The organism is Hymenobacter sp. 5516J-16 (assembly GCF_022919335.1).
In the GTDB taxonomy this organism is placed as follows: domain Bacteria; phylum Bacteroidota; class Bacteroidia; order Cytophagales; family Hymenobacteraceae; genus Hymenobacter; species Hymenobacter sublimis.
This window is the reverse complement of record NZ_CP095058.1, coordinates 594,866-607,917: the sequence shown is the minus strand read 5'-3', so window position 1 is coordinate 607,917 and position 13,052 is coordinate 594,866. Positions and strand designations below refer to the sequence as shown.

Sequence of the window (13,052 nt, the reverse complement as noted above, 5' to 3'; positions counted from 1 at the left end):
GGCAGATCAGCCAGGCTGGCGGCGTGCCCGCGGAGGCCATGTCTCTGCTAGTGGACGTGGTGGTGGCCGCAACCCTGGGGCCCTGCGCCACCATGCGGCCGCCCAGCAACTGGATGCCACCGGTGTTAGCCGCTGGCTGCAGCAGCAACCCGGGGCGCTACCCATGTGCCACCGGCAGAAGCAGCGGCAACTCCGCCGCCCCGTCCGGAGCCCACCCAGGCAGCCCGTCCGGCTCCTCCCCGGTCTGCCACGCGCCCCGCCCGCAAGGCCAACCGCCTGGGTACAGCCCTGCGCCCTTTCTTGCACGTGCGGCTACCGCGGCGCTACTGGCCCGTGCTGTTGCTACTACCTGCCCTGGCGTTTGGGTTTGGTATTGGGCGCTGGAACTCTCCCTCTTCGGCTACCCGCCAGCAGGTGGCCCTGGCCTTACCACCATCCGCGCGCGAGGAAGCTAGCCCACCCGTTGAGGCCCAGCCTAGCCCCGATGCCGCGGCCTACCTAGCAGCTAACCTGACAACGACGACCGAACCTGCTCCGCCCGAGGCGGCCCCCGCACATTACGCCGTTGGCCCAGAAATGTACCTGGATTACCCCGGCCAACCGGTGCTGTTGCTGCTTGGGGATGGTACCAGCCAGCGCGTGGCCGCCCGCTCCACTGAATACCAACTGTACCGCCTGCTGGCCGGCGCCGCCCAGCCCTCCGGCCCCTGCGCCAAGAGGCAAACTGGATTCCAGTTGATCAGGCCTATTTCCAGGCCGGGCAGACGACGCTGCCGGCGGCGGCGCAACAACAGCTGCGTAACCTGGCCAACATCCTGCGGGCGTTTCCGCGAGCCCGTATTCAAGTGAGCGGCTACAGCGACAGCCTCGATGGGCAGCACTCAACCCAGGCCCTGAGTGAGGAACGGGCCCGGGCAGCCGTGCGCGCCCTGCGCGGGTTCGGCATTGGGGCCAACCGCCTGCAAGCGCGCGCCAGCGCCGGCCCCAACGACTACGCTTCCCCGGCCACCGACGAGGCGGGCAACTATTATCACCCCTACCTGAGCCTGCAATTTGTGGGCAACCTGCCGGCGGGAGTCATCGTCCGGAACCCGGCAAGCGCGGCCCTTGCCGGCAAACCACGCTCCAGCGCTGCTTCCCGCGCGGCAGCACGCCTGCACACTTCCAAAAGCGCGCAAGCTAGGGCCCGGCGCGCAGCCCGATTGCGCCGGCTCCGTGCCAAAAAACAACACCGAGCCAGAAAGAAACTGTGGTTTCAGCGGTTGGGCCAGCGCATTCGGGGCGAACGGGCCAGCCGTTAACCAAGCCCCGTGTATTTGCCCGGGTAGTAGGGGCCAGATTGGGTAGGGCGAGGCTGACCAGGCTGCGCCGCACCAACCGGAAGCAGGGTTAGCTAGCGTTTAGGTAAAGGGCAAAACAGCGCTAGTACGCCAGCGGGAGTACTACCCGCCGGCAGCAGGTAAGAATGGGCTTTAGGCAAGAAAATGGATAACTAATCTCGGAATGGCTCGTTGCATAGAACTATGAAAGATGAAAATAAACTCAGCCGCCGTCAGATAATCAGTGGGTTAAGTGCCAGCCTGGCCGTTGCCACTGTAGGATCCGTGTTACCCGTGGAAGGAGCCGCCCTCTCGCCCGAAGCGGCCCCCGAACCCCTGAAAGACCCAACTACTGCCTACCCCCGGCCCCCGTTTAAAAGCCAGACCCAGCCCTGGCCGGGCTGGCCTCCAAAATGGACCCCGTGCCCGACCACGGCGAGAAAAGCTACAAGGGCTCCGGCCGCCTCAAGGGGCGCAAGGCCCTGATTACGGGCGGCGACTCCGGCATGGGCCGGGCTGCCGCCATTGCCTACGCCCGCGAAGGCGCCGATGTAGCCATCAACTACCTGCCCGCCGAAGAAGCCGACGCCAAGGAGGTAGTGGCCCTGATTAAGGCCGCCGGTCAGAAAGCCGTGGCCATTCCCGGCGACCTGCGCGACGAAGCCTTCTGCAAAAAGCTGGTTGAGGATACCGTACGCCAGTTGGGCGGGCTGGACATTGTGGTTAGCAACGCGGCGCGGCAGCAGCAGCGCCAGTCCATTATGGACCTCACCACGGAGGACTTCGACGCGACGATGAAAACCAACATCTACGCCCCGTTCTGGATTATTAAGGCGGCCTTGCCCCACCTGAAGCCCGGCTCGGCCATTATCGGTACTACCTCTGAGCAGGCCACCGACCCTTCGGCTGACCTGTACGACTACGCCCAAACCAAAGCGGCCACCACTAATTTCGTCCGCTCCCTGGCTAAACAGCTGGCCCCGAAAGGTATCCGGGTGAATGGTGTGGCCCCCGGTCCCATCTGGACGCCCCTGCAAGTTAGCGGCGGCGCCACCCAGGAGAAGCTCCAGAAATTCGGCGGCGACACCCCCATGAAGCGCCCCGGTCAGCCCGTGGAGCTAGCCTCCATTTATGTGCAGCTCGCTGATCCGCAGGCAAGCTACGCCACCGGGCAGGTGTATGGGGCCAGCGGCGGTGCCGGCATGCCATAGCCCGCCGCCGCACTACCTCTTCGCAAACATGCACCACGCCCCGGCCGCCACCGGGGCGTTTTTTCAGCACAACAAAGAACCGATGAGTGGCCCGAGAAGGCCTTGCGCCCCCGCCGTTCGTTTTTGTGTTGGCTACGTTAAAGGCCACTTTTAGCTTTCGATTTTGTTGTTATGGACTCTGGCGTGTCCCTTGCTCAGCAGTTGCAGGCCCTGGAAACAGTACCTGATTCGTACATAGTTGTCTCGCCTGAGCTGATTATTCTCACGGCCAGTAACGCCTACCTTCTAAACACCCTGAAACGGCGGGAGGAGCTGGTGGGCCGCTACCTCTTCGATGCCTTCCCCGACAACCCCGCCGCGCCCGAGGCCAATGCCGTGCGTAACTGGCGGGCCTCGCTGGAGCGAGTAATTGCCACCGGCCAGCCCACCAAATGGCCTTGCAGCACTACGATGTGCTTGACCCTGACCGGCCGGGCCATTTTGTGGAGCGTCACTGGAAACCGCTGAATACCCCCGTGTTTGACGCGCAAGGAAAGCTGCGCTACATCATTCACAGCAGCGTCAACGTGACGGAGGAGGTACTCTCGCGCCGGGCCCTGCGCGTAAGTCAGCACCGGGAACACGACGCTTTGGCTGAGGCGGAACGGGAGCGGCTACGCCTGAGCCACTTGGTGATGCAGGCCCCGGCCGCCATCTGCCTTCACCACGGACCCGAGCTGGTGTACGAATTCGTTAATCCCTACTACCAGCAGCTGTTTCCGGGCCAAGAGCTGGTAGGAAAACCTATGCTGGATGCTGTGCCCGAGCTGCGGGATTCGTTTATGTGGCATCAGCTGCAGGAAGTGTACCGGACCGGCCGGAGCCGGCAGGAGCATGAGGTGTGCATTCCGCTGACGCGCCCCGCCCAGGCCGAGCCCGCCGATGCGTATTTCAACTACACGTTTCAGGCCCGCTACACTGAGCATCAGCAGGTAGATGGAGTGTACGTGTTTGCCTTTGAGGTGACGGAGCAGGTGCGGGCCCGCCAGCAGGTATTGGCCCTGAATCAGGAGCTAAACCAGGCCAACCAGCAGCTCACCCGCGTCAATGACGACCTCGACGGCTTCGTGTATATGGCCGCCCACGACCTGCGAGGCCCCATTAACAACCTGGAAGGGCTGGTGCAGGCGCTCAGTGAGACGCTACCCGATCCGCCCCAGCCGAAGCAAGGATGCTGCTGAACATGATGCAGGATGCGGTGCTACGCTTCCAACGGACGCTGGTGCAACTCAGCGATGTACTGCAGCTGCACCAAGCCCACGACCCCGTGGCGCCCCCCGTGGAGCTTGCTACCATTGTGGACGACCTGCGCCAGGACTTGCTGCCAGCCCTGCAGCAAACCGGCGGTGTCTTGGAGGTCGATGCCGACGCTTGCCCTCAGGTGGCTATGCCGGCCAAGAGCCTGCGCTCCTTGCTGTATAACCTGCTCAGCAATGCCATTAAGTACCGCCACCCCGACCGGCCGCCCCATGTGCGCATGAACTGCGGCACCCAGCACGGGTTCTGGCACCTGACCGTACAGGACAACGGCCTGGGCCTGACCGCCACCCAGCAGGCTTCGCTGTTTGCCCTCTTTCGCCGCTTTCACAACCACGTGGAGGGCTCTGGCCTGGGCCTCTACACCGTTAAGAAAATAGTGGAAAACCTAGGCGGCCGCGTAGAAGTGCACAGTGAGCTAGGCGTAGGCTCTACATTTTCAGTCTACATCCCAAGCTAGCCCTAGCTGCTTTGGGCATGGTATGGGTAGGAGACTCGCAACTCAGATGCTGGTTTACCTCCCGCAGGTGGGCGGCGGTTTCGTTGCCGCTACCGGTCAGGTTTAGCTAGGCCATGCGGTTGGCCGTCAAGCACGCGCAGAGTGTCTTAGCCCTTGCGCGCGAAATATTGACGCGCCCATCCGCGGCGGCCGTGCCCACAAAGAACACGTGCTGCTGCTCGATGAAGGCCTGGATGTCGGCGCTGATGGTGGGGTATTGCTTGCCCATACAAAAAGAATATAAGCGGGATAAAAAGCATGGCTAGTACAGGTATAAGCGCCATGCAATAAAGCTCATACCCTTACTAACCATGCTTTGCTAATGCCGCTTGCCAATTATGTAATTAATTTGAATGTAGGGTATTAAAATATTTTGAATAATAGTGCAAAAAAAGATTAGTTAATCCACCAATATGGAAAATCGTTTTCTGAGAGTAGGAAATAATCATAGTCCTCATTATATCCTATGCTTTCTTTTAAAGGTATGAGTAAATCATGCAATAGTGAATGATTTAATGATTCTATAAAAGATAAACTAATTATTTTAATCGATTTTAAAGCATATGCTTCGTAGTTGTTTAATGTGATATGATGTTGTCCATTGTAATTATTGTATACTTCAAGTTGTTCATTGCTATTTAAGCTTAAAGATAAGTTAGTTTCAAATGAACCAATAAATCTCTTTGTAAAAGAAGTATTTTTTGTTTCTTTTAACAGTTTGCCTAATCTATGATTAGTGTTTATGAGTAAGTCTAGATTATTATATTGATTATTACCTATTATGCAAAATATATTATCTGTAGCTCCATTGTACTGAATTTGAATTTCTTCAGGTAATTTGTGGCTTCTTCCTGTGTTCTTTTGGACATAGTCATTAACATCGGGATTTATATTGTCGCAAAGATTTAACTCGTAATACACAACTCCAGCTGTTTGTGTTACTATAGCCTTGTATTCCTTTACATAAGGGGCTATGAAACCAAAGAAAAAATCTGTAGAGTTATCTTGTATGATAATACATGAATAATCATTAAACAGAGGTCGGATCTTCGATATATTTAATTCATTCTTAATGTAATCTCTATGAAGGAGAGCTATTTTTTGTTTTGAGAATGTTTTTGCAATTTGCTGAAGAGTTATTTGCTCAATATTATCTGATATTATTGCGTTAAATTTTATATTTTTAGTAAGAAATAAATATTCATTTTTATTTCCGCTAAAATAAAAAGGCTTGCTAGTTAAAAAATTTTGTAGCTGATCATTATATTCTTCTGACTCAAATTTGTTAATGATAAATTCTAATAGATATTCTTTTAAAAAGAAAAAATCCTCATTTTCATCAATTTTATTTCGGTTAGCTTTTAATTTTAATTTTCGAGGCGGAGAAATATTTATAGCGAATTGAGACATTTGTAACCATACGGGTGAAAGTGATAAATTATTGCTGTTGCTTGTAATTGTAAAACATTGTTGTGAAACTTTGGTTTGCTTAATTATTCCTTGGTGTTGCCAACCATGAACGATAATATGTCCTTCAATCCAGTCTTGATTCTCTATATTAAATATCAATATATTGTTTATGTACTTGTATTCGTCAGGTACGACGATGCTTTTGCTGTCTAATAATGTGCTTGTTCCGTCAATATCAAGAAGTATTGGGATTTCTTGATAACACATATTAGACTGTATAATGTTTAAAAGGCTGCTATCTGCTAATTTTGCTTTAAAATCATCTCTAAGGTTTAACGTTATTTTAGTTCCATAGCTTTGTTTTAAGCTTTTTCTTTTTTCTGTGAATTTGTCATTTAAATTTAAAATATAATGAATTGGTATAGGAGATTGTAGTGGTTCATAATATCTTGCAGAATCTATTTCTATAGAGTCTGATACCATAAAGCAAGAAATAATTCCAATTCCAAAGTTGCTTATAGGTGAAAAGTTGTAGTTGTTAGATTGAAATTCTTTGCTTTTATAATAACTTTTGCCAATAGTGGTTAGATATTTTGCAAAAATATCTTCATCTATACCTATGCCATTGTCTTCGATAATGAGGGTGGAATTATGTGATAAGTATGATATTTTTATTTGTGGCGTATATGCTTCATTATATCTTTTTGCTTTTTCAGCTCGTAATTTACAAGCATCATACGAATTCTGAATAAGTTCTCTTATAAATATATTAGGTGAATCATATAATTCTGTTCCCATGAGGATATTTAATACTTTCTCATAGTCCAAGTTTATTTGTAAATCAGTAAATATGTATGTGCCATTATTTCTACATTTAAAATCGATAGGGCTTTTAATAGATAAATAATGATTGTTGTTGTTGTTATCAAGTAGTTCTAATGTCTCCCTTATTTCAATATCAATCCAGTTGATAAAATTTCTAACAGAACGCTCTATTTTAGCGGAGCTACATTTTGCTTCAAATGAAATGAGGTTATCTGAAATATATTTTCCTTCAATTGATTGATGTTTCTTCCATTCTTCAATGCTGATCTTATTTTGAGGATTTATGTGTTTATATAAAAAAGGGGGAGTTCTAAATATGTCAAAATCTAGAATGTCTCCAAGTCTCAATAAGCAGGATAAATACTGAATATCAACTTTATAGGATTGTATTAATTTGTCTTTTGGAAATTGGTCTTCATCTTTTAAATAGTTAACGTTTTTTGCATGGCTCAGAATAACTGATTTTATCCAATCTGATAAATCTATGCCTTGAAAAGAAAAATCTATTTTGTATGTAGCAAAATCTGATGCAAACAAATCTATATATGCTATACTTCTGCTGACATGAGTTTGGCGAATGTATTCAGTTAATATTTCATCCTCATCTGTCCCAGAATCAAAATTTATAAATGTCGATTTGAATTCAGGTGATTCTTTAATATTTTTTGCTTCAGATCTATTAACGACCATGCCAATGTCGTGTAAATATACTGCTTGGATTAGTATAGTTAACTCTACTATATTTAACTTTACCGCGTCAGGTAAAATTTTTCTTATGTTATCAAGTATTGTTTCGCAATGATTGATATTGTGTAATGTGTATTCTGGCATATATGATGGTATAGTATTTAATAATAAATCGGATACAGGTATTAAATAATTTTTAATATTAGAAGAAATCCTAAAATCATTATCCCCAAATGTTTCTTTCTCTAGATCTTGCAGTTGTTTGAAAAGAGATTCTTGCATTTTTTATTAGTTAATGCCCAACTCAGAGCTGCTATTTGTAATGAAAGCTTGGTTGGTAAAAGTACTGATATAAATCAATTGTTAATAGTAATATAAATGTCTTACCGGAAAATCTTAAGTATTAAGCTGTCCTTCTAACATTCAACGCCTCGCGAATTCCACTTAACCCGCCGGCAATGTTTTCCAGCTTGTCGAGCATCTGGAGGAGCTGGCCGGCGCCGGAGTTGCGGAGGTTGTCGCGGAAGGTGGCTTTGATTTCCTGCCAGCGGGTTTCCTCGGCGGGGGTGAGCCAACCCAGCAGCTCGCGCAGCTTGAGCAGGTTGGCTTCGGTGGCGCTGGTCAGGGTTTGGGCTTCGCTTTCGTAGTGGGCGGCCAGTAGGTCCGTAATTTCCTGGTCGTTCATTACGGGGCGCACTTTCTCGGCCAGCTTGTTCATGTTGCGGTAGGAGCCCTGCAGCTTGAACGGCGGCTCGGTGCGGTAGGCGTCGGCCTGGGCGGCGCTGGCAATGTAGGCCGCATTCACGCGGGCCACCACGTCGCGCAGGCGCAGCAGCTTCTGGAGCACCGCCACGTACTCGTTGAGCTCCTCTGGCGTGTGGTTGCCCTCCAGGCTCAGGCCGTCTTGCTGCCCGGTTTCGGCGAGGCGGATGAGAGCGGGCACGTCCTGGGGGCTTTGGGTGGCGAGGCGGGCGAGGGCGGCGTTACTGGTGAGGGCGTTTTCGAGGTAGGAGAGGCGGAAGGCGTCTTCAGAGCCGGCCGTGAGAATGTCGCCGAGGTTGTAGATGTCGGCGCGGTTAGCCAGCATGTCGGGCAGCTGGAATACGTCGCCGCTTTCGGTGTAGGGGTTGCCGGCCATTACCACGCACACCTTACGGCCGCGGAAGTCGTAGGTGCGGGGGCGGCCCTGGTACACGCCCTCAATCTTGCGCTGAGCGTCGCAGAGGGAGATAAACTTCTGCAGAAACTCGGGGTTGCAGTGCTGAATGTCATCCACGTAAATCATCACGTTGTCGCCCATCTCGAAGGCCAGGTTCAGCTTCTCGAGCTCCTGCCGCGCCCCGGCGTTGGGGGCCTGTGCGGGTCCACACTCGTCACGGCGTGCCCGATTGCGGGCCCGTTGATCTTCATGAAGATGAGGCCTAGGCGGTTGGCCACGTACTCCATGAGGGTGGTTTTGCCGTAGCCGGGCGGGGAAATGAGCAGGAGCAAGCCCATCAGGTCGGTGCGCTTACCTTCCCCGCCGTCCCGATCTGCTTGGCCAAGTTGGCCCCGATGATGGGCAGGTACACCTGGTCGATGAGACGGTTGCGCACGAAGGACGTGAGCACGCGGGGCCGGAAATCTTCCAGGCGCATGTCCTCGGCGGCCCGGGCCAGCAGCTGCTTCTTCCCCTCCTGAAACGCCTCGTACTGGGCCACCGTGGCGCGGTCGTAGCGTAGCAGGCGGCGGCGGAAATCGGGGAAGTTGAGTTGGTAGGTCCGGTTTTCGAGGATGCGTGGGTGGCTGCCCTGGAGGTTTTCGATTATTTCGAGGGTAGGGGTGTGCACCACGCGGGCCGGGTCGTAGGTGTTGGTGAGCAGGAGGACGGCAGTTTCGAGGGCTAGCCCAGCGGACCCCACCCCAGCCCCTCCCCGGTGGGGAGGGGTGCGTTCTGGAGTGAGGGCACTTGCTTTGCTTGCATAGCCGTCTGGCTCCCCTCCCCACCGGGGAGGGGGTTGGGGGTTGGGGTCCACGGAACTGCGCCGCCTGCACCCACTGCCGCACCAAGTTAAACTGAGCGGCGGGCTGGTCCTGCAGGCTGGTTACCGACTGCTGGAACAGCTCCGTGGCCTGACGCTCCTGCAGCTGCTTCTGAAACTGCTGGTAGAGCTCGGCGGCTTCGGCGGCAATGATGAAAGTGCCGGTGTGGGTCAGCTCGTGGAAGAGGTAGTCGCCGGCATCCGCCACCTGGGCGGGGGTGAACAGGCCGGTTTGCTCCGCGAAACGGTTTACGGCCATTTGCAGCTCGGTTTTGAGCTCGTCGAACTCCTGGGAATCGGGGAAGACCTGGAGCAGCACCCCGATGCCCTGGAGCTGCCGCTCCCAGTGGGCCCGCTGGTCGGGGTTGGCGAAGCGCAGCCAGTAGAGGGCCGCGGCGGCGCGGGTGTCGGCCGGGTAGCGGAGTAAGTCTGCCGTGCGCGTGAGGCGCACCAGGGCCGTGAGCAGCAGGGCGGCGTCGTGGTCGTGCACGCCTTTAAGGTAGCCTTCCTGGTAGCGCGCGGCCATAAACTGCTGCACGTAGGCCAGTAGCTCGGCGGCGCTGAGGTGGCCTAGCTCGGGTACGGACAGCACAGCGGGGTGGCCCGCTTCCGCATCGGCGGGCGTGGGGTGCTGGGCCGCCTGCAGAATGCGCCAGGCCAGGAACTCGGCCCGGTACACGTCCTGGTTTTCCGACACCACAGTTTGGTCCCACACTGGTCTAGCGGCCAACAGGGTAGAGTCGTTGATTTTCTGGAAGAAGTTGGTGCCGGTGAGGTGGTAGTGTAGGGCATCGTCGCGCAGCACCACGGTCAGCTCCAGGGGCTGGGTATTCACGGTGAAGGCGTGAGGACCAAACTTGAGGGTCTGGCCGCCGTCGGCAAACAAGTCGGCCCGGTCGCGGAGCTGGCGCACGACATCCTCGCGCAGAGTTTTTAGGCGACTCTGCACGTCTTCGGCCTTCACCGAGTCGCCGAGGCCTAGCAGCTCTTGGGCAGTCTGGCGCACTTTCTCTACCATCACGTCGGCGGCAAAGTACCCGTTGATATCCGCCACCGATTCCAGGCGGGTGAGGCGGCTCTGCACCGCTTTCAGCAGCCGTTCGGCCGATTGCAGCAGGGCCGTGGCGCGCTGGTTGCGGGCCGCTACCAGGGCCGTTTTCTTCGACTCGAAAGCTTCTACTACCTGCTCGCGCCGGGTGGTGAGCTGCTCGATGAACTGGTCAAAGTCGGGAAACTTGCCTTCCAACTCCTCCAGCTGCACCATGAGCTTGGTCAGGTACTCGTCGCACTTAGCAGGCGTGTCGGCCAGGTCGAGGTAGTTGGTGAGGGCCTGCTCCAGCAGCTTGAGCTGGGCGGTAAATTCGGCCTGGGCTTCGGTGCCAGCCAACGCCTGACGACGCCGTTTCAGGGCCGCCCGAATCTGATTGAAGCGGGCGTACACGGTCGAGATGTTGTCGATGATGGCCGTGGTCTGGGTGGGGTCGGGGATGGGTAGATTGCTGACCACCTCAATCAGCAGCTCCAGCTCCTGGGCCACGGCGGCCGTTTCCTGCTCGCGCTGATCGGCCTCTACGGTTTTCTGCACCTGCTCTACGCCTTCAGCTATGGCCTGCACGCGCTGGGAGTAAGGGGCCAGGGCATCGGGCTTGAGCAGAAAGTCCACAGTTTGCAGGGCCACTTCTTTGCTCAGGGCTTCCAAGTCGGTGGCATGCTTTTCCACGGCGGGAAGCTCCACGTAGCGCAGCTCCTTCAGGGAAATTACTTCGCCCCGCACCCCGCGCAGCTCGCCCAGCAGCTGCACAAACTCCGTGACGGTGTCGGGCGCCGAGCGGCGGATACGACCCATCAGCTCGTCGGCCTTCTGGAAAACGGTTTGGGTTTGCTGGGCGGTGTTTTTGCGGATGCTCTGCACCTTCTCGAACTCCTCCACGGCGGCCGTAGCCGTCTGCCGGATTTCACCCAGGGGCTCGGCCAGGGCTTGGGCCGCGGGCTCGCGCAGCCAGTGGTAGGCGTCGGTGAGGCTGGTCGTTTGGCGGATCAGGTCGAGGTAGAGGCCGGCGTAGGAGTCGTCCTTACTGGTCAGCGTCAGGACTTCCTGCACCTCGCTCATGGCCCGCACAATCTCCTTGTTGCCCAGCTTGTAGAGGTAGGAATCAGAGGTAACAGGTAGCTGAAAATCCGGGGCCGTGTAGGGCGTCTGCCAGATCTGCACGGTGTGGTGCTTCTTGGGCTCATCGTCGGCCCGGAAGTAGCACAGTTCCCCGTTCTCGAACAGGGCGTAGCCGTGGCACACGATGGGGTTATCGACGCACTGGGCAATGCGGTTGTAGCTCAGCAGCAGGTAGGCGCCGTGGTCCTTGTTGAAGAACACGTACAGGAAGTCCTCCCCATTCGGCGACACTACCCGCTTCTCAAACAGCATCTCGCGCAGGCCATTGTCGAAGAGCTTGTTGTCGCCAGTTTGCAGGTAGAAGCCGTGGGGAAAATCAGACCCTGCCCGTCGGGGAGCAGCACGCAGGCATCGGCCAGGGCATTGAGGCGCTGGGCGGTTTTGAGCTTGTGGTTGAAGATGAAGTAGCGGTAGCTCTGCTCCTGGTAGGGCCGGATTTTGAGCAGAATCAGGTTGCCCACCACCGCATAGTAGATTTCCGAGTCGTCCAGCGTCTGGTCTTTGTTATCGACCGGCTCGCTCAAAATGCCCTGCCCGGTGCTGGTGTTGTCCTCCACCTTAATGGTCAGGTCGCCGCCCACGGTTTCCACGAACACCTTGTCCTCGATACTGATGTGGGGGTGCTTGCCGCCGCGCTGCATGTCACGGGTGGCGCGCTTCCATTGGAACTCGTGCTGGGGCGGAAAGGTGTACTCGTGGTCGGAGCGGTTGTCGAGGTAGGTAAGCGTTTCGCCCTGCATTAGCCACTTAAACGTCTTTACGTCGGAAGCACTCTTGCCCACCCGAAACACCATAAACAAGTGCGCCCCAATCACCGCGAACTTCACGAACTGGGTGTTCTTGTAGTAGCGGTACAGGTTGCGGAACTCCTCCAGAAACTGCGGGTTCTGCAACAGCTCTAGCCCCAGCGGCCGGAAATCGTGCTCGGCATATTCGTACACCCCAAATACATCGGCCAAGTCCGGCTCCGCTTTCAGCCCCAGCACCACGTTGTACCCGAAGATGCACCGCTGCCCCACCGGCACCATGTCCCAGGGCACGCAGTTATTTTCAGTGGTAATGCGGCCGGTGCCTAGCAGGCGCGTATCCACGGCTCCGAATACCTGCTTGCGCTCGGTATTGAGCAGGTCCAGGCGCTGGCGCAGGTCGGTGCTGCTCTTGAGCAGGCGGTTGCGCAGAATTTCGTAGGTGCCGGTTTCGAGTTGGGTAGTTTGTTCCATAAAAGCAGCCCGAACATCAGCTAGGGCTAAGACTAGAAACTAGTTCCCCTCCTCAGTTGAGGAGGGCTAGGGGTGGTTGACGATGATAGAACGATGGTCTGAAAAGCAGCCTCAATAGTCGCTAATACACTCTCAATATGTTGCAAGCATAGCTCGTTCTCAAAGCGCAGCACTTTCAGGCCTAAGCTGCCCAGATAAGCGTCCCGTTCGGCATCCTGCGCCTCACCATTAGCCGTGAAATGTCCGGCGCCATCCAGCTCTACCACCAGCTTTTCGCTTGAGCAGTAGAAGTCCACGATGTACGGACCGATGCCATGCTGGCGACGAAACTTGCGGCCGGCTAGTTGGCTGCGCTGAAGTGCTTTCCAGAGCAGAGCTTCGGCAGGTGAGGTTG

10 protein-coding genes and 2 pseudogenes are annotated in these 13,052 nt (G+C 54.6%); 6 read left to right on the top strand and 6 right to left on the bottom strand.

What is annotated here, in order from left to right:
• Positions 1–165 precede the first annotated feature (165 nt).
• The 6 genes and pseudogenes from MUN84_RS02975 to MUN84_RS02950 all read left to right on the top strand — a co-directional run bounded on the left by MUN84_RS02975 (position 166) and on the right by MUN84_RS02950 (position 4,286).
• A complete protein-coding gene (locus MUN84_RS02975) occupies positions 166–849 on the top strand; it encodes a hypothetical protein (protein WP_244696580.1) in 684 nt (227 codons plus the stop codon).
• Positions 771–1,301: an OmpA family protein gene (locus tag MUN84_RS02970; RefSeq protein WP_317239188.1), complete on the top strand. Its 531-nt coding sequence runs from the start codon at positions 771–773 to the stop codon at positions 1,299–1,301. The genes MUN84_RS02975 and MUN84_RS02970 overlap by 79 nt, the downstream gene beginning before the upstream one ends.
• A 222-nt stretch (positions 1,302–1,523) precedes the next feature.
• Positions 1,524–2,530, top strand: a pseudogene (locus MUN84_RS02965) (SDR family oxidoreductase).
• A 171-nt stretch (positions 2,531–2,701) separates the two neighbouring features.
• Positions 2,702–3,037: a PAS domain-containing protein gene (locus tag MUN84_RS02960; RefSeq protein WP_244696579.1), complete on the top strand. Its 336-nt coding sequence runs from the start codon at positions 2,702–2,704 to the stop codon at positions 3,035–3,037.
• Entirely contained in the window at positions 2,962–3,750 is a 789-nt protein-coding gene (locus tag MUN84_RS02955) for a PAS domain-containing protein (protein WP_244696578.1), read from the top strand. The genes MUN84_RS02960 and MUN84_RS02955 overlap by 76 nt, the downstream gene beginning before the upstream one ends.
• Positions 3,741–4,286: a sensor histidine kinase gene (locus MUN84_RS02950; RefSeq protein WP_244696577.1), complete on the top strand. Its 546-nt coding sequence runs from the start codon at positions 3,741–3,743 to the stop codon at positions 4,284–4,286. The genes MUN84_RS02955 and MUN84_RS02950 overlap by 10 nt, the downstream gene beginning before the upstream one ends.
• A gap of 106 nt (positions 4,287–4,392) precedes the next feature.
• On the opposite strand, the gene MUN84_RS02945 is transcribed toward MUN84_RS02950, so the two are convergent.
• From MUN84_RS02945 to MUN84_RS02920, 6 genes and pseudogenes are all read right to left on the bottom strand, one after another.
• Positions 4,393–4,554 carry a pyridoxamine 5'-phosphate oxidase family protein gene (locus MUN84_RS02945; protein ID WP_244696576.1) on the bottom strand — a complete coding sequence of 54 codons (162 nt, stop codon included), beginning with the start codon at positions 4,552–4,554 and terminating at the stop codon, positions 4,393–4,395.
• 167 nt (positions 4,555–4,721) lie between these two features.
• Complete coding sequence (locus tag MUN84_RS02940; RefSeq protein WP_244696575.1) at positions 4,722–7,529, bottom strand: ATP-binding protein; 2,808 nt, start codon at positions 7,527–7,529, stop codon at positions 4,722–4,724.
• 121 nt (positions 7,530–7,650) lie between these two features.
• Positions 7,651–8,547 (bottom strand): hypothetical protein, encoded by an 897-nt coding sequence (locus MUN84_RS02935; protein ID WP_244696574.1) that lies wholly within the window; start codon positions 8,545–8,547, stop codon positions 7,651–7,653.
• A 14-nt stretch (positions 8,548–8,561) separates the two neighbouring features.
• Positions 8,562–8,693 (bottom strand): hypothetical protein, encoded by a 132-nt coding sequence (locus MUN84_RS02930; RefSeq protein ID WP_244698624.1) that lies wholly within the window; start codon positions 8,691–8,693, stop codon positions 8,562–8,564.
• 2,637 nt (positions 8,694–11,330) lie between these two features.
• Positions 11,331–12,658: pseudogene (locus MUN84_RS02925) on the bottom strand (DNA repair ATPase); the annotation flags it as partial.
• Positions 12,659–12,690: 32 nt separating this feature from the next.
• The gene (locus MUN84_RS02920) at positions 12,691–13,032 is read right to left on the bottom strand and encodes an endonuclease domain-containing protein (RefSeq protein WP_244698622.1); all 342 of its coding nucleotides are present in this window, start codon (positions 13,030–13,032) and stop codon (positions 12,691–12,693) included.
• Positions 13,033–13,052 lie beyond the last annotated feature (20 nt).